The sequence below is a fragment of the Ectothiorhodosinus mongolicus genome, from assembly GCF_022406875.1.
GTDB lineage: Bacteria > Pseudomonadota > Gammaproteobacteria > Ectothiorhodospirales > Ectothiorhodospiraceae > Ectothiorhodospira > Ectothiorhodospira mongolica.
Genome location: NZ_CP023018.1, coordinates 750,205 through 767,815 on the forward strand (window position 1 = coordinate 750,205; position 17,611 = coordinate 767,815).

The following is a 17,611-nucleotide window of genomic DNA, read 5'->3' on the forward strand; positions in this document are numbered from 1 at the left end:
GCATGAGTAAATACCCTGCCTTGGCCATGGCCTTGGTGCTGTGTTCTGCGCCCGCCTGGGGCCAAGAGCCACGCATCAACATTAGCGGCGTTGAGCCCGTCTTGGCCGATAATGTGCGGTTGGGCTTGCGCATCGCCAGCGAGGCTTGTGACTTTCCCAGCTGGCGCGAGCGCGGCCTATTGCGCACCATCCCCGATGAAGTGGATCGCGGCATGCGCGCCTTGGGTTATTACCAAAGCAGCGTGAATTATCAGTTTCAACGTGAGGATGACTGCTGGAGCCTGGAGTTAGAGATCAGCCCCGGTGTCGAGACGAGGGTGCGTCATATCGAGTTGCAGCTGCGCGGTGATGCATTGGAAGATCCCGCATTTGAAGGGTATTCGGCGGCGGCGCCTTTGGCCGAGGGGGACGTGCTGCGCCATGATCGCTATGAGGCTCTCAAACGCGGCTTGGCGAACTTGGCGGCGCAGCGGGGTTATTTTGAAGCGGTCTTTGAGGTCAGCGAGTTGCAGGTGCATCGCGCCGATGCCACGGCCGATGTGGTGCTGCATTTCAACAGTGGACCGCGCTATCGCTTGGGGCCCATCGATCTGCAGCAAGATGTGCTGCATGACTCTCTGGCCCGCAAGTTTGTTACCTGTGAGCAGGGCAGGCCGTTTAATGCAGGTTGTCTGATTGAGCTGCAACAGGCATTTATCAATAGCGGCTATTTCGCCGATGTGCACCTCGAGACCCGAGTGGAAGATGCTGAGGATCTGGAGGTGCCGATCGATCTCATTATGAGCGCCCGCAATAAGTGGTCTTACTTGGCGGGTGTTGGCGCCTCTAGCGATGTGGGGCCACGTCTTCGCTTAGGGATTGAGAACCATCGCGCCAACCGCCGCGGGCATCGCTATCAGCTGGATAGCGAGCTCTCGCCTGTGCGCTCAAACTTAAGCTTTAATTTTGAGATCCCCAAGGGCGACCCCGCCCGTGAGCGCATTAATCTGACCGCTGGTGTGCAGCGAGAAGACACCAGCACGGCCGATACGACGCGCACCACCTTGGGCGCCGCGCTCATGGAACAGCGCAGCTCGGGCTGGGTGCATACCCAATATCTACGCTATCAACGGGAAAAATTCACCATTGCTGGGCGCGACGATAATGCCACTTTGCTGATGCCGGGTTATGAGCTGATGCGGGTCAAAGTCGATGATCCCATTTTTCCGCGTCAAGGCTGGCGTCTGCGCGGTGAGGCCCGCGGCGCCTATGATGGCTTGGTGTCCACCGTGAGTTTTGTACAGGCGCTGGGCTCGGCTCGGCTGATCTTACCGTTTGGCGAGCAGCGCCTGTTGCTCAGGGCCGAGGGCGGCACCAGCTGGATGAGTGACTTTGATAACCTGCCGCCGACTCTGCGATTTTTCGCGGGCGGTGACAATAGTGTGCGTGGCTATGGTTATCAGCGCTTGGGGCCGACCGATGCACAAGGCCGGGTCTTGGGCGGCAAGCATTTGCTCACCGGCACGGCCGAGGTGGATACGCCTTTGTTCGGCGCATGGCGAGCAGCGGCGTTCATCGATGCCGGCAATGCTTTTGATGACCCGCAAGACTATGACCTGAAATACGGCTATGGCCTTGGCGTGCGGTGGCGTTCGCCGATCGGCCCGATTCGCGTCGATATCGCCCGCCCCTCGGATGGCCGGGACAATTTCCGCCTGCATTTGTCGATGGGGCTGGATTTGTGATGCGCGGGGACTTTGCTTTGGAGTTGGGTTCGTGATGCGCCGGCTGCTTTTGTGGGTGGTGGCGCCGCTGTTGGCATTGATGCTGTTGGTGGCGGGTGCTTTGGCGGTACTTTTGGGGACGCAGCCTGGTGCGCGTTGGGCGCTGGATCTGGGCTTGGACTTTGTGCCGGGTGAGGTTCGCTATGAGGCGCTGGAGGGGAGCCTGTTCTCGGGAATTCGGCTCGAGGGGGTGCATTATCAGCACCCCGCCCTGGAACTTGGCTTGGACAGGCTCGAGGTCGCTCTGGCATGGCCAGCTTTGTGGCAGGAACGCAGTGTGCGCATCACGCGGCTGCTTGGCGATGGTTTGCGGCTGCGTTTGCTTGCTGCCGCTGATACTGCTGTTGATGTCGATGTTGATGCTGGTGCTGATGCTGATGCGCCCTCGCCTGTATTGGAGGAAATACCGCAAAGCGCCGAGGCGGCTTGGGAGACGCTGGGTCTTCAAGCGCCCACAGGACTGAAGCTGCCTTTGCCTTTGCGCATCGCCGTGGATGAAGCGCGCATCCGCGACTTGTTACTGGAGACGGCTGATGGGCCTTTGCTGCGGCTGGATGCATTGCAGTTGGCGGGCTCGGCCGGCGCTCAGCATCTAGATATCACGCATCTGGAGATTTTGGCCAGCGGCAACCGCGTGGTTTTAGAGGCTCAGATTGATACCCAGCTGGATGTAGATTTGGTGATTGCCGCACCGCGGCTATCGGGACTATTGCCGGATGTCGATGGGCATTTAGCATTGGCCTTGGAAATCCACGGGCCATTGGCCGAACCGCAGCTTCGCCTGCGTGGCCAGCTGCGCGACCTGACGCGCGCTGACCTCAGATTGAGCGGGCTTTTTCTGGACCTCGATGTGGGCATTGATCCGCAGCGGCCTTTTGCGGTGGATATACGTTTGGATGAGTTGGTTGCCGGTTCTGCGTTGAGCGTTCCGTCGGCTCATTTACAAGGCATCGGCTTGGCTGAGGAGCATCAGCTCAGCTTGGATGTGCGCAGTAATCAAGGAGATGTGTCTTTGCGCTTGACGGGCGGCTTGGCCAGCGGTCCTTCTTGGCAGGGCATGGTAGATCGCTTGGATATCAGCCAAGCCTTGGCGGGTGATTGGACGCTGCGCGAGCCGGCTGTATTGGCGCTCAATCGGGTGGCAGCGCGGCTCGAGGATTTGTGCTTAATGCAGGCTGATGCGCGCCTGTGCGTGATGGCTCAAGGCACATATACCGGCGAGGGCATGGTGCGCGTTGATCTGGACGATTACCCGCTGCAGCCTTGGGCTCCGGATGTGGAGCTGCCTGAGCATGTGGATGATCGAATCTCAGCGAGCGCTGAGATTCGTCGCGGAGATGAGCTCATCGCGCAGTTGAATGTGGAATTTCTTCAACAAGGCACTCTGTCCGGCCGGGTGGCTTTGCAGCCACGTTTGGATGGCGAAACCGAGCTCGATGGAGATCTGCAGCTGGCTTTGGATGATTTAAGCGTGTTGGCTTTGCTGGTGCCTGACCTTCGCGACACCCATGGTCGGCTCAGCGGTGACCTGAAACTGAGCGGTTTGTTGAGCCGGCCTGAGCTGGGCGGCGAGCTGCAGCTTCAAGAGGGGCGGATGCGCATCCCCGAGGCGGGCATTGAGGTCACGGATATCCAGCTAAGCCTGTGCCAATGCGAACAGAATACCTTGGAGCTTACGGGCAGTGCGCGCTCTGGAGAGGGGGAGCTGCGGCTGAACGGCAATCTGCGCTTAACCCCCGATGGGCAGCTGCCTATTAGCCTGCAAGTTCAAGGGGAGAACTTTGAGCTGCTGCGCCGCCCTGACATTGAGGCGCATGTCTCACCAGATCTGGATTTACTGATCATTGGTCGGCGCATCATCGTTAATGGCTCGGTGGACGTGCCGCGCGCTCTTGTTGCTTTGGCGCAGCTGCCGCCGCAAGCCGTGGGGGTATCGCGTGATGAAATCATTATCGACGACGACACTGAGGTGGCCGATCCGCTGCTGATTGTGGCTCGAGTGCGCGCGGGTCTCGGGGATGATGTGCGTATCAGTGGGTATGGCTTGGATGCGCGCTTGACCGGCGATTTGGCGATCCATGAATCACCGGGCGTGCCGCTGCGCTTATTTGGGGAAATTTTGGTGGCTGAGGGGCGTTATAAAGCCTATGGGCAGGACCTCACGGTCGAGCGTGGCATGGTCATTTTCCAAGGGCCGCCGGACAATCCGGGGCTGAATATTCGGGCTTTTCGTGAGGTGCCGGCGCATAACGTTACGGTGGGCATTGAGCTTACCGGCACGGCGGCTGAGCCTCGCTCGCGGCTGTTTTCATCGCCGCCCACCAGTGAGACCGACACCTTGTCGCTGTTGGTCACGGGGCGCCCCTTATCCGGCGCTGGTGAGGGGGATGCGGATGCTTTGGTACAGGCCATTGCCGTGCTGGGTATTGAGCGCGGTGGCTTTATCACCGATCGCATGGGCCAGGAATTGGGCTTGGATGAGTTTCGGATTGATACCGGGACCGATCTGGAAAGCGCGGCGTTGGTGATGGGCCGTTATCTGTCGCCGCGGCTTTTGCTGCGCTACTCCGTGGGCCTGTTTGATGCTGTTAACACGGTCATGCTGCAGTACGCGCTAACGCGCAGCCTCAGCCTAGAGACCGCCTCCTCTAGCGAGGCCCAGAGCATGGACCTCATCTACCGCCTCGAACGCTAAAAACCCGGGACGGGTTTATTTTTTCATCCGAAAAAAATAAATCCGTCCCGGGTTTTGCCCGGGTTTTGCCGGTTTTTGATACTTTAGACGGATGGCTGAGCTGACATTTTTGGGTGCGACGGGCGAGGTGACGGGCTCGCGTTATTTGCTGACCACGGATCAACACCGGGTGTTGATGGACTGCGGCTTGCGTCAGGGCGATCGTCAGGCGAATGAGTTTAATCGACGATCGCTGAAAGCACTGGCCAGAGATTTGGATGCCGTGGTGCTCTCGCATGCGCATTTGGACCATTGCGGGCTGCTGCCCAAACTCGTGGCGGACGGCTATCGCGGCGATATTTTTTGCACGGAAGGCACTGCCGAGCTGCTGCCCATCATGTTGCGGGACTCGGCCAATTTGATGTTGCGCGATCTGGCCCAAGAGAATAAATGGCGTCAGCGTCGTGATGAGGCTGCCCTTCCAGCGCCCTATGACATGGAAGATGTGGAGCAGACGTTGGGGCAGTTAAAACCGATTCGCTACGGCGAAGATATGGCACTCACCGGCGATATGCGGGTGAAGTTCCATGATGCCGGCCATATCTTGGGCTCGGCGATTGTCGAGCTATTCATTCAAGATGCCGGGCGGCAGCGGCATCTGGTGTTCTCCGGGGATCTAGGCAACCGCGATGTGGCTTTGATGCATGACCCGGCCAGGCTCGAGCACGCCGATATGGTACTGCTGGAAAGCACCTATGGCGACCGCGATCATCGACCGCTGGCTGACACGCTGGAAGAGTTCGCTGAGATCCTGGCTCGTGCGGATCGCGAGGGCGGCAATGTGTTCATCCCAGCGTTTGCCGTTGGGCGCACCCAGGAGCTTTTGTACCACCTCGGCGCTTTTCATCAGCAGGGCCTGTTGCCGCAACACAAGGTCTTTGTTGACAGCCCCATGGGTATTGCCGTGACTCAGCTGTATGCGCGCCGCCAAGATTTGCTAAAAAAGGCCGATGTCGAGGCGACGCATGCGCCTGGCAATGGTGAGCTCATGGCCTATCTGCCGCAGCTGGAGTTTACCCAATCGGTGCAGGCATCGATGGGCATTAATCGCGTCAAAAGCGGTGCGATTGTGATCGCGGGTTCGGGCATGTGCACGGGCGGGCGCATCACGCATCACTTCAAATGGAATCTTTGGCGGCGTCAGGCGCACGTGGTCATCGTCGGTTTTCAGGCGCGCGGCACCTTGGGGCGCCGACTGGTGGATGGCGCGGACAGTGTGAAGATCTTCGGGCAGGAGATTGCCGTGCGCGCCCAAATCCATACGCTGGGCGGCTTCTCGGCGCATGCCGGGCAAAGTGAACTGCTGTCTTGGGCACAGGGCTTCACCGGCAAACCGGTGTTTCATTTGGTGCATGGCGAGGACAAGGCGCGCGAGGCCTTGGCGGCGGCCTTGCAAGACCGCGGCATCGATGCGCGCATCCCGGCCTATGAAGACACCGTCGTCATTTAAAAATGGGGACAGACCCCTTTTTAAGAAAAAAGGGGTCTGTCCCCATTTTTTAGGGCAGCTGGTGGCATCGCCGTCGGTGAGCAGCGTCTCGCCGGAATATGACATGAGCAACCGGGCGATCACCGAGCTACTGGCCAACTGGTGCGAAGATATCGGCATGGCTGTGGAGGTCCGCGAGATACCGGATGCGCCCGGCAAATTTAATCTGGTGGCGCAGCTGGGTGAGGGCGATCCCGATGCAGGAGTGGCGCTGTGTGGCCATACCGATACCGTGCCCTGCGACCCCCAGCTTTGGTCCAGCGACCCGTTTACATTGGTGGAACGCGATGCCCGCCTCTATGGCCTCGGCACTTGTGATATGAAGGGCTTTTTGGCGCTGGCGATCACCGCAATATCTGAGCTCTCGCCCCGCCAGCTCAAGGCACCGGTGCGCCTGGTGGCCACGGCCGATGAGGAGAGCACCATGTCCGGGGCGCGCTTTTTGGTAGAGTCAGGCTGGAAGATTGGGCGCTATGCGGTGCTGGGAGAGCCTACCGGCTTAAGGCCGGTGCACATGCACAAGGGCATTATGATGCTCGCCATTCGGGTCATCGGCCAGGCGGGGCATTCCAGCGACCCCAGCCTCGGGCGCAATGCCTTGGAGGGCATGCATGCCGTGATCGCAGCGCTGCTGAGTTTTCGTGACAGATTGCAGGCGCAATATCAAAATGCCGATTTCGCGGTGCCGGTTCCGACGCTAAACCTAGGGCGAATTTTCGGCGGCGATAACCCCAACCGCATTTGCGGTCAGTGCGAGCTGCATGTGGATTTGCGCTTGCTGCCGGGTATGGATGCCGCGTCGCTGCTTGCGGACCTACACCATACCGTGCAGCAAGCTCTTGAGGGCAGCGGCTTAAGCCATGAGTGGATTCCTTTATTCCCGGGCATCCCGGCATTTTCCACCTCGCCTCAGGGGCCATTAAACCAGCTCTGCGCCAAACTCACCGACCAACGGCCCATTTCCGCCGCTTATGGCACCGAAGCAACGTTCCTGCAGCAGTTAGGCTGTGAAGTCGTGGTGCTCGGCCCAGGTGATATCGCCCAAGCCCATCAGCCCGATGAGTACTTGGCGTTGGAGCGTGTGGAACCCTGCATAACGCTGTTGAAGAAAGCCATCCATGCCCTGACGGCAGACTAGAAATGCCGCCTACTGAATGTCAGAATGTAAGGAATTCTTACTTATGGATATAGCCATGCTGGCAAAATTGACGTCAAAAAACCAACTCACTCTCCCCAAAGCAATCACCAAAGAAGTTGGGGAGCCGCAATACTTTGAGATAGAAACCCGCGCCGGCCAGATTATATTGACCCCGGTTCGCATCCAGAGAAGCGATGCGGTGCGCGCCAAATTAATGGCCTTGGGCGTCAACGAAACAGATATTCAGGCGGCCGTTGACTGGTCTCGAGGCTCCGACTCTGCCCCAAACGCCACCCTGCCAAGATCCTGCTGACATTCCATTTCTTCATCTTGCTCTAGCTGGAGATGCAGATGCGCTGATAAGTGGCGACAAACACCTGTTGGCGCTCAGGGAAAAGGTGTCTTTTTCGATTATCACCGCGAGTGATTTTTTGAAGGTCTTTTCCGAATGATTCGCGTGGGCACTAAGGGGATTGTTTACAGCACGCGACAAAAGCTTGCGAAAAAAGGGGTCTGCGAAAAAAGGGGTCTGTCCCCATTTTTAAAAAAAGGGGGTCTGTCCCCATTTTTAGGAGAGTTGGCTGATGTCGCGCACGGCGCCTTCGGAAGCGGAGGTGGTCATGAGGGCGTAGGCTTTGAGGGCCTGCGAGACGACGCGATTGCGGTTGACGGGCTTCCAGGCCTTGGCGCCGCGCGCGTCCATGGCTTGGCGGCGCTGAGCCAGCTCGTCATCGCTTAAGTCGACGCGAATACTGCGATTGGGGATATCGATCTCGATGATATCGCCCTCTTCCACCAATCCGATGTTGCCACCCTCGGCGGCTTCGGGGGAGCAGTGGCCAATCGACAGGCCCGAGGTGCCGCCCGAGAAGCGGCCATCGGTGACCAGCGCACAGACCTTGCCCAGTTCCTTGGACTTGAGATAGCTGGTGGGATAGAGCATTTCCTGCATGCCCGGCCCGCCTTTGGGACCCTCGTAACGAATCAACACCACATCACCGGGTTTGATTTGGTCAGCCAAAATGGCTTCTACCGCTGCATCTTGGCTTTCATAAATGCGCACCGGACCACGGAACACCTTCAGCGTTGAGGTCGGAACGCTGGTGGTGTAGCGCAGCTGATCGACCTCAAACATGCTCTCATCGATGCCGGCGGTTTTGACGATACAGCCCTCCGAAGCGATGTTGCCGTAGAGCACGGCCAAGCCGCCATCGCGAGAATAGGCATGTTCGACGTCGTGGATACAGCCGTTTTCGCGATCCAGATCCAGACTATCCCAGCGCTCAGACTGCGAAAAGGCGACCTGAGTCGGGATGCCGCCGGGCGCCGCGAGATAACGCGACTTGGCTTCTTCACAAGCGGTCTCACGCGACACATCCCAGCGATTCAGGCCCTCGCCCATCGTTGGACTGTGCACCGTCGGCAGGTCGGCATGAATCAAACCGGCGCGCTCCAACTGACCCAAAATCGCCATCACGCCACCGGCGCGATGCACATCTTCCATGTGGTATTTCTGCGTGGCGGGCGCAACTTTGCAGATATTGGGCACTTTGCGCGACAGCCGGTCAATGTCGGCCATTTTAAAAGGCACTTCACCTTCGCGAGCGGCCGCCAACAGATGCAGCACGGTATTGGTGGAGCCGCCCATGGCGATATCCAAACTCATGGCATTCTCAAACGCCTTGAAGCTGGCGATACTGCGCGGCAGCACACTGGCGTCGTCCTGCTCATAATAGCGACGCGCCAAGTCGACGATGGTGCGCCCGGCTTCCAAAAACAAAGCCTCGCGATCGGAGTGGGTGGCCAGCAACGAACCATTACCGGGCAAAGCCAAACCCAAGGCCTCGGTCAGACAGTTCATGGAGTTGGCGGTAAACATACCCGAGCAAGAACCGCAGGTCGGACAGGCCGAGCGCTCGTATTCCATCACCTCTTCATCGCTGGCGCGGCTGTCAGCGGCGGTGACCATGGCATCGACCAAGTCCAAATGAATCACTTTGCCTTGGCGCTTGACCTTACCAGCCTCCATAGGACCGCCGGAGACAAACACCGTGGGGATGTTCAAGCGCATCGCCGCATTGAGCATCCCGGGGGTGATCTTGTCGCAGTTGGAGATGCACACCAAAGCATCGGCGCAGTGGGCATTGACCATGTATTCCACCGCATCGGAAATCACTTCCCGCGAGGGCAGGGAATACAGCATGCCGTCATGGCCCATGGCAATGCCATCATCCACAGCGATGGTATTGAACTCTTTGGCCACACCGCCAGCGCGCTCGATCTCGCGAGCGACCAACTGCCCCAGATCTTTGAGATGCACATGACCCGGCACGAACTGGGTGAATGAGTTAGCAATGGCGATGATGGGTTTGTCAAAATCGCCATCTTTCATGCCGGTGGCGCGCCATAGGGCGCGGGCGCCGGCCATGTTGCGGCCATGAGTGGTGGTGCGGGAACGATACTGCGGCATGGCTTGGCGCTCCTTAATCAGTGGTATGCGTGGGGTGTAGGCCACCCGGCAAATATTGACCCAGACCCAAACGCGTCAGCATTTTCACGGCTTGGGTGCCGGCGGTCTTACCCATCACTGCATGAATATGGCTTTCCCAGTCGGGTTCGGTGGTATCGAGTAAATTCTTCAAATACAAACCCGCCTCGGTTTCGCCCTCTAAGTCCAACTTACGGCTGAAGAACAGGGTGTCGGGATCCTCACTGCGCGTGGCCAGTCGCCAAAAATCTTCTAAGCGGCCGCGAATTCGTACATCCCAGTCGCTGTCGGATTTCATTGGCGAGGCCTTCACTCCCTGACCTTGGACCTGAAAACACACGCTGCCGGCATGATCGGTGACTGCCAGACAAATGCGCTTACCTTCCAAGGGACCCAAGTCTTCAGCAGCAGGCTGGCCTTTGAGCAGATGGTTCAACAACGCACTAAAGACACGGGTATGTACTGAATCGGGCAACAGACGCAAAGCCGCACCCAAGGGCAATAGCACAGCGGATTGAGGCAAAGTCATAAGCGGCTTACCCATACGAACAAAGCTTGAATTGACTCACCAGTTTACTGGTCTTGGCCGCTGAACCCAACACTATTGGTATCAGGGCTTTTTTGCGCATCGCCCAGATGCTCACGAACCCACCGCAGCCGCTCGGGTGTTCCGACATCCACCCATGTTCCGGTGAAGAGCTCTCCCGATACTTGATTACGCTGCATCGCCGCCCGCAGCAACGGCGCTAAGGCCAAGCGCTCGGGGCGGCAGCCCGCAAAAAGGGCTTTGCGGTACCAACCGATGCCGGCAAAGGTGAACTGGCGCGCGCCTTGGGCTTGAAGTAAGCCATTCTTTAAAGCGAAATCTCCCTGAGGATGATGCGGCGGATTGGGCACCATGACCAGATGTGCCAGCGTTGACTCACCCAGCGCAGGTGACTCATCTGTGGGTAAGTCCATGACTAATGGCGGTGGCGTTAGGGGATGCTCGCACCAGATATCACCATTGATCACGGCAAAACACTCTTCTTGAAACAGCGGCAAGGCTTGAACAATACCCCCTGCTGTTTCCAAGGCCTCGGCCTCACGCGAGTAAACGATTTCTAAATTCCAAGTGCCGCCATCACCCAAGGCCTTTTCGATCTGTCCGCCCAGATGCGCCACATTGATTACCACCCGCTGGTAGCCGGCGCGGGAAAGGCGCTCTAGGTGGTGCACGATCAGGGGCCGGCCGGCCACCGGCAGTAGCGGCTTTGGCGTATGGTCGGTCTGTGGCCGCAGGCGCTCGCCGCGCCCTGCCGCCAGTATCATCGCCTCGGTGGTCATGTGCGTGGTTCCGATGGAGCCGATGCTTCAGGCTCAGCACGGGCGCTTGAGGCGAGCAACTCTTCCTCGGCGCGCTCCGCCAAGGCTAAGCGCCGCTGCAATGGTAGATATTGCTCAAACCAGGCACGCACGGGCGCCAGCGCTGGCTGCTGCAATTCTTCATCCAACAAGCGCCAGACCCTAGGCAGGTGCGATAAGTAAGCGGGCTTATGGTCGCGCCGCCATAGGCGCGTAAAGATGCCGATGATCTTGCTGTTGCGCTGCGCCCCCAAAATCCAATAACTGTCCTCCCAGGCTTGCGGGTTCTCATCCACCAGCGCCTCATAAAAGCGGCCCTTCATGGCATCGGCCAGCTCGGGAGGCACATCGCGGCGGGCATCGCGCAGCAGCGAGACCAGGTCATACGCGGGATTACCCAAAAGCGCATCCTGGAAATCCAATAGCCCACAGGCAGAGATGCCGCTGCGCCCGGCCAAAACCATCAGGTTATCGACGTGATAATCGCGCAATACCAAGGTTTGAGGCAGCGTGAACACCGCTGGCAGCACCTCTTGCCAAGCCTGAATATAGGCTTGGCGCACCTCATCAGGACAAGGACTTTGCCAAGCTTCTGGCCAATACCAATCCAAAAGCAGCAGAGCCTCTTGCAGCAGCACCGCCTCGTCATAAGGCGCAATCTCCTGGGCGGCTAAAGTCGGCCAACGCTGCTGCAAGGCCACTAGGGTGTCGGTGGCCAGGCGATACAAAGCCTCAGGGTCGGCTCCGGCATTCAGAGCGCGGCTAAAGCGGTGATTGCCCAAGTCTTCTAAAAGCGCAAAGCCTTGCTCGGTATCCATGGCACGGATCTCGGGCGCGGAAAGCTTTAAGGTGCGCAGATAGGCGTCAATGCGCGCAAACGCCTCCAGAGACTCTTTCTCGGGTGGGGCATCCATGACAACCAAGGGCTGTAGCAAGCCCTGCAAACGGTAATAGCGGCGAAAGCTGGCATCGGCATGCAGCGGCTCAGGAACGGGCGCATCGGCACCCAGCACTTCAGCCACCCAGGCGGTGAGAGCGGCAAAGCGATCGTCTTGTGGAAAGGCGATGGAGGTCATGTTGTGCGGCTTAGGGGCTTGTTTGACCAGTGTACTTTGCCGATTATGGCACGATCGTGAATAAGGAATGGGCATGAACGTCGCTGACTGGGCTGTCTGGCCTGGAACCCCCTACCCGCTGGGCGCCACTTGGGATGGCGAGGGCGTCAACTTTGCGCTGTTCTCAGAACATGCGGAGAAGGTCGAGCTCTGTTTGTTCGAGCCCGGCCAGCCATTGGAAAACACGCGCATCCCCATGCGCTGGCAAACCGATCAGGTGTTCCATTGCTATTTGCCTGAGGCGCGCCCTGGTCAGCTTTATGGGTATCGGGTGTATGGGCCCTATGATCCGGCTGCAGGGCATCGCTTTAACCCGCATAAGCTCTTGCTGGATCCCTATGCTAAGTCGTTGATTGGCAACGTGCGCTGGAGCGACTCGCTGTTTGGCTATACCGTGGGCGAGGCAGAAGACGATGAGGTGATGGATACCCGCGATTCCGCCGCTGGCATGCCGCGCTGCGAAGTCGTGGATACGGCTTTTACTTGGGGCGACGACCGCCGCCCGGCGACTCCCTGGCATGACACCATCATCTATGAGCTGCACGTCAAAGGCTTTACCCGCTTAAATGAGCAGGTGCATCCCAAGCTGCGCGGCACGTATGCGGGCTTAGCCACGGCGCCGGTGATTGCTTATCTCAAGCGCCTCGGCGTGACCGCCGTGGAACTGATGCCGGTACATAGCTTTCTGGATGACCGACGCTTGGTGGACCTGGGCCTGAAGAATTATTGGGGCTACAACACCGCCAGTTATTTTTCGCCAGAGACTCGCTACAGCGCCTCAGGGCAGATTAATGAATTCAAAACCATGGTCAAAACCCTGCATTCGGCCGGCATCGAGGTGATTTTGGATGTGGTGTACAACCACACGGCCGAGGGCAATCACTTGGGCCCGACGCTGTCCTTTCGCGGCATTGATAACAGCGCTTATTACCGCTTGTTGGGTGACAACCGGGCGCATTACATGGACTACACGGGCTGTGGTAATACGCTGAATATGCAACATCCGCGGGTGTTGCAGCTGATCATGGATTCGCTGCGCTATTGGGTGCAGGAGATGCATGTCGATGGTTTCCGCTTTGACCTGGCCTCAGCTCTGGCCAGGGAACTGCATGAAGTCGACCGCTTGGGGGCGTTTTTTGACATTATCCACCAAGACCCGATTTTGTCGCAGGTGAAGCTGATTGCCGAGCCCTGGGACTTGGGCGAAGGCGGCTATCAGGTGGGCAATTTCCCGGTGGGCTGGACCGAATGGAATGGCCGTTATCGCGATAGTCTGCGGGCTTATTGGAAGGGTCAGGGTGAGGTGTTGGGCGATGTCGCCTTTCGCTTAACCGGCTCCTCGGACTTATATGAATCCAGCGGCCGGCGCCCCTATGCCAGCATCAATTTCGTCACCTGCCATGATGGCTTCACCTTAGCGGATTTGGTGAGTTACAACGATAAACACAATCAGGCCAATGGTGAGGACAACCGTGATGGTGAAAGCCATAACCTGTCTTGGAATTGCGGCGTTGAGGGGCCTTCGGATGACCCCAAGATCTGTGCGCTGCGCGCCCGCCAGCAGCGTAATTTTTTAGCGACACTGTTCTTTTCGCAGGGCATTCCCATGTTGCTCTCTGGTGATGAGCGCGGCCGCAGCCAGGGTGGAAACAACAACGCCTACTGTCAGGACAATGAAATCTCTTGGTTGAACTGGGCCTTGAACGAAGAGCAAGGCCACCTCTTGGCGTTCACGCAGCATGTGATCCAACTGCGTAAAACGCATCCGGCGCTGCGGCGCCGACACTTCTTTCAGGGCCGCTCCGCGATGGGGGCGCCGGTCAAAGACTTGGTCTGGCTCAAACCCGATGGACTGGAGATGCAAGATGCCGACTGGGAACAAGGCTATGCGCGTAGCCTCGGCATGCTCATCGCTGGGGATTTATTTGAGGAATACGATGAGCGGGGACGGCGGGTACAGGACAATGATCTGTTGTTGCTGATGAACTCGGGCGATGAACCGATTGCCTTTCGCCTACCTTCAGAGCCGGCACGCACGCGTTGGGAGGTCTTGTTGGATACGCATTTCCCGCGCGGTTTAAGGCCTGACCAAAGAGCTTTTCATACGCAAGAGATTTATCCCTTGCATGAACGCTCACTGGTCTTATTGTGCAACGTCAGCCGTCCGGTGCCGCGGGTGAACGGGGTTTAGTATACTGGGGCCACATTTGGCGCTTGGACAGGGCATCGTGAAACAGCAGGCAAGCATACCTCCCGTCGCATGGTTCAGAGACGCTGCGCCCTACATCAATGCGCATCGCGATCGTACCTTTGTGATTGCTTTTGATGGCGAGGCGGCGCTGCAGGAGAATTTTGCGGCTTTGCTGCACGACATCGCTATTTTGCAAACCCTGGGCGTGCGTCTGGTGCTGGTGCATGGCGCCCGGCCGCAGATCGAGCAGCGCCTCGAAAGCCAAGGCGCGCAAATACGCTACGTTAACGGCCTGCGCCTCACTGATGACCAAGCCCTACAGGCCGTCAAAGAAGCCGCGGGCTGTCTGCGCGCGGAAATCGAAGCCCTGCTGTCCATGGGTCTGGCCAACACCCCTATGTCGGGCGTTCGCCTGCGCGTGGCTTCAGGTAATTTCATCACCGCCAGACCCCTAGGGGTGCGCGATGGGGTCGATTATCAACACACGGGCGAAGTGCGGCGAGTGGATACCGCCGGCATTCGTTCCCGCTTGGCCGGCGCCGAGTTGGTGCTTTTGCCGCCTCTGGGCTATTCCCCCACGGGTGAGATCTTTAATTTGAGCGCTGAGGATGTGGCGGTGGCCACGGCCGTGGCGCTGCAAGCCGACAAGCTGATTTTTCTCTCGGATACTGCGGCGCTGCGCCAAGGCGGTGAGACGGTGACGCATCTGAGCTCGGATCAGGCGGCGGCATGGCTCAATAGTGAGCATCCGCTGAATGATGAACTGGTTTGGCATTTAGAAAGCGCGGTGGCGGCCTGCCGGCAAGGCGTCCCAAAAACGCATATCGTCAATCGCCATGAAGATGGCGCACTTTTGCTTGAGCTATACACCCGCGAAGGTGCTGGGATCTTGGTCACCGGCGAGCCCTATGAGCGGCTGCGCCCGGCCAGCATCGAAGATATCGGCGGCATTCTTGAACTCATCGAGCCACTGGAAGCCGAGGGAATTTTGGTGCGGCGCTCGCGCGAACAATTGGAGTTGGAGATCGAGCGCTTCACGGTGATTGAGCAAGACGGCATGATTTTGGCGTGCGCGGCGCTGCTGCCGTTTGCTGCTGAGGGCGTGGCTGAGCTGGCCTGTGTTGCCGTGCACCCGGAATATCGGCGCGGTGGCCGCGCGGAGACCTTGGTGGAGCACCTACAAGCCGAGGCCGGGCGACTGGGCATTGGCCAGCTGTTCGTGCTGACCACGCGCACAGCGCACTGGTTTCAAGAGCGGGGTTTCCAAGCCGGCGACATCGAGGCCCTGCCGGTGGATCGGCGCGAGCTTTATAACTATCAGCGCAATTCCAAGATCTTTGTTAAACGCTTGTAGCGCCTAGCTTGTGCGGAAAGATCCCGCCGTAATGATCAGGGGATCAAGCGCGCCATGAGATCGTGTTCGTCAGCGGACTCGACCTGCACCGTCACAAATTCCCCCACGGGCAGATGCGCGGCATCGGGGATATGTACCAGGCCATCAATCTCAGGCGCATCGGCGCTGGAGCGGCCAATGGCGGTCCCAGTCTCATCCACTGCATCAATCAGCACCTTCAGGCTTTTACCGACCTTGGCTTGCAGGCGGGCGGCACTGATTTGCGCCTGGGCGTTCATGAACGCGGCGCGGCGCTCTTCTTTAACTGCTTCGGGGACAGCACCCGGCAAATCATTGGCCGGCGCACCATCGACCGGCGAATAAGCAAAACATCCGACACGATCGAGCTGGGCCACCTCGATAAACTCCATCAGCGTCTCGAAGTCTTCATGCGTCTCGCCGGGAAAACCAACGATAAAGGTGCTGCGCAAAGTGATGTCCGGACAGATCTCGCGCCAGCGGGCGATGCGCTCGAGCATGCGTTCAGCCGCGGCTGGGCGGCGCATGGATTTGAGAATCTTGGGACTGCCGTGCTGCATCGGCACATCCAGATAGGGCAGGATCTTGGCATCGCGCATCAGTGGCAGCAGATTATCGACATGCGGATAGGGGTAGACGTAATGCATGCGCACCCAGACCCCCAGCTCACCCAGCGCCTCCGCCAAAGACTGCACATGCGTGCGCACCGGACGCCCGCCCCAAAACCCGGTGCGGTATTTCACATCCACCCCATAGGCGCTGGTGTCTTGGGAGATCACCAAAATTTCTTTAACGCCGGCCTCGACCAAGCGCTGCGCTTCATCCAGCACATCACCGATCGGACGACTGACGAGATCGCCGCGAAAATGCGGAATAATGCAAAAGCTGCAGCGGTGATTGCAGCCTTCCGAGATCTTTAAATAGGCGTAATGCCGCGGGGTGAGGCGAATCCCTTGGGGCGGCACCAGGCTGGTGTAAGGGTCATGAGGTGCCGGCAAATGTTCATGCACATGACCCATGACGGTCTCAAAAGCATGCGGACCGGAGATCGCCAGGACCTCTGGATGCGCCTCGCGAATGCGCTCGGCATCGGCGCCCAAACAGCCGGTGACGATCACCCGACCATTTTCCGCTAGCGCCTCACCGATGGCGTCCAAAGACTCTTCGACCGCCGCATCAATAAAGCCGCAGGTATTGATGATCACCAAATCCGCACCGTCATAGCTGGGGCTGATCGCATAGCCCTCGGCGCGCAGCCGCGTCAGTATGTGCTCAGAGTCAGATAAAGCCTTGGGACAGCCCAGGCTGACAAAGCCAATCTGAGGGTTTTGAACGGGTGGGGAGACGACAGAATTCATGGTAATTGGGTATTGACCTGAAAAAGTTATGCACAAAGGTGGTTCGCTTGCACCGCTATCAAAGGCGACTTGCATTATGTTGGTGCGTGAATATTAGCAAATGAAATTTTACTTTTAAAAACAGATGGTTATGATTATGGTCAGAAAATAACCAAAGTGAGCGTCAGGTCGCAACGACGCGGCTTGGGCTGTGTTTTCAGACTTTCGTCCACATACTTATCCACAGCTTTTGTGGAAAACTCCAAAAAATCCATACAGACAAGGGCCTTAGCTGCCAAGCCTAAAGCTTCATTCGCAGATTGCTGCCTAAAGCTCAGTTATCCATTCTGCGCAGTCAAATGCTTGAGACTTACGCGGCAATACAGTATATTGCCCCCCTTTTCCCAGCGCCACAGGCTTTTAAGAGGCTGCCTGAATGAAAGCGGATATCCATCCCGAATACCATGAAGTGACTGTCAGCTGTAGCTGCGGCAATTCTTTTCAAACGCGAACCACCCATGCCGGCGGTTCCTTGAGCGTGGAAGTATGTTCTGCTTGCCACCCGTTCTACACCGGCAAGCAAAAAATGTTGGACAGCGCCGGACAGGTGGACAAGTTCCGCCGTCGTTACGGGCGTTGA

The 17,611-nt window shown here is 58.2% G+C and carries 14 protein-coding genes; 9 read left to right on the forward strand and 5 right to left on the reverse strand.

All coding sequences use genetic code 11. From position 1 onward, the window contains the following. Positions 1 to 2 precede the first annotated feature (2 nt). From CKX93_RS03385 to CKX93_RS09565, 6 genes are all read left to right on the forward strand, one after another. A complete protein-coding gene (locus CKX93_RS03385; protein ID WP_076755317.1) occupies positions 3 to 1,724 on the forward strand; it encodes an autotransporter assembly complex protein TamA in 1,722 nt (573 codons plus the stop codon). Positions 1,725 to 1,758: 34 nt separating this feature from the next. Then, a complete protein-coding gene (locus CKX93_RS03390) occupies positions 1,759 to 4,458 on the forward strand; it encodes a translocation/assembly module TamB domain-containing protein (protein WP_076755318.1) in 2,700 nt (899 codons plus the stop codon). A 91-nt stretch (positions 4,459 to 4,549) separates the two neighbouring features. Further along, the gene (locus tag CKX93_RS03395; RefSeq protein ID WP_076755319.1) at positions 4,550 to 5,947 is read left to right on the forward strand and encodes an MBL fold metallo-hydrolase RNA specificity domain-containing protein; all 1,398 of its coding nucleotides are present in this window, start codon (positions 4,550 to 4,552) and stop codon (positions 5,945 to 5,947) included. 61 nt (positions 5,948 to 6,008) lie between these two features. Then, positions 6,009 to 7,124 carry an acetylornithine deacetylase gene (argE, locus tag CKX93_RS03400; RefSeq protein WP_338065991.1) on the forward strand — a complete coding sequence of 372 codons (1,116 nt, stop codon included), beginning with the start codon at positions 6,009 to 6,011 and terminating at the stop codon, positions 7,122 to 7,124. A gap of 43 nt (positions 7,125 to 7,167) precedes the next feature. Next, the gene (locus CKX93_RS03405) at positions 7,168 to 7,437 is read left to right on the forward strand and encodes an AbrB/MazE/SpoVT family DNA-binding domain-containing protein (RefSeq protein ID WP_234982801.1); all 270 of its coding nucleotides are present in this window, start codon (positions 7,168 to 7,170) and stop codon (positions 7,435 to 7,437) included. After that, a complete protein-coding gene (locus tag CKX93_RS09565; RefSeq protein WP_420828608.1) occupies positions 7,379 to 7,576 on the forward strand; it encodes a PIN domain-containing protein in 198 nt (65 codons plus the stop codon). The genes CKX93_RS03405 and CKX93_RS09565 overlap by 59 nt, the downstream gene beginning before the upstream one ends. 116 nt (positions 7,577 to 7,692) lie before the next feature. Here the strand turns inward: CKX93_RS09565 and ilvD are convergent, their stop codons facing one another. Genes ilvD through CKX93_RS03425 form a run of 4 tightly spaced genes read right to left on the reverse strand, consistent with a single transcriptional unit; the run spans position 7,693 to position 12,032 of the window. Further along, positions 7,693 to 9,594, reverse strand: coding sequence for a dihydroxy-acid dehydratase (ilvD, locus tag CKX93_RS03410; RefSeq protein ID WP_076755320.1), 1,902 nt, complete (start codon positions 9,592 to 9,594; stop codon positions 7,693 to 7,695). Positions 9,595 to 9,607: 13 nt separating this feature from the next. Further along, positions 9,608 to 10,156, reverse strand: a complete 549-nt coding sequence (gene ubiT, locus CKX93_RS03415) for a ubiquinone anaerobic biosynthesis accessory factor UbiT (RefSeq protein WP_234982802.1) — start codon at positions 10,154 to 10,156, stop codon at positions 9,608 to 9,610. Between the two features lie 29 nt (positions 10,157 to 10,185). Next, positions 10,186 to 10,938, reverse strand: coding sequence for an N-acetylmuramate alpha-1-phosphate uridylyltransferase MurU (gene murU / locus CKX93_RS03420; RefSeq protein WP_076755322.1), 753 nt, complete (start codon positions 10,936 to 10,938; stop codon positions 10,186 to 10,188). Continuing rightward, a complete protein-coding gene (locus tag CKX93_RS03425; RefSeq protein ID WP_084178682.1) occupies positions 10,935 to 12,032 on the reverse strand; it encodes an aminoglycoside phosphotransferase family protein in 1,098 nt (365 codons plus the stop codon). Before CKX93_RS03425 ends, murU begins: the two co-directional genes overlap by 4 nt. A 73-nt stretch (positions 12,033 to 12,105) precedes the next feature. Here CKX93_RS03425 and glgX point away from each other — a divergent pair, with 73 nt between their 5' ends. Both glgX and argA read left to right on the forward strand, forming a co-directional pair. Continuing rightward, the gene (glgX, locus tag CKX93_RS03430) at positions 12,106 to 14,262 is read left to right on the forward strand and encodes a glycogen debranching protein GlgX (protein ID WP_076755324.1); all 2,157 of its coding nucleotides are present in this window, start codon (positions 12,106 to 12,108) and stop codon (positions 14,260 to 14,262) included. 37 nt (positions 14,263 to 14,299) lie between these two features. Then, the gene (argA, locus tag CKX93_RS03435; RefSeq protein WP_076755899.1) at positions 14,300 to 15,616 is read left to right on the forward strand and encodes an amino-acid N-acetyltransferase; all 1,317 of its coding nucleotides are present in this window, start codon (positions 14,300 to 14,302) and stop codon (positions 15,614 to 15,616) included. Positions 15,617 to 15,651: 35 nt separating this feature from the next. Here the strand turns inward: argA and rimO are convergent, their stop codons facing one another. Beyond that, entirely contained in the window at positions 15,652 to 16,992 is a 1,341-nt protein-coding gene (gene rimO, locus CKX93_RS03440) for a 30S ribosomal protein S12 methylthiotransferase RimO (protein WP_076755900.1), read from the reverse strand. A gap of 415 nt (positions 16,993 to 17,407) precedes the next feature. On the opposite strand from rimO, the gene rpmE reads away from it, so the two are divergent. Further along, positions 17,408 to 17,611, forward strand: coding sequence for a 50S ribosomal protein L31 (gene rpmE, locus CKX93_RS03445; protein WP_076755325.1), 204 nt, complete (start codon positions 17,408 to 17,410; stop codon positions 17,609 to 17,611).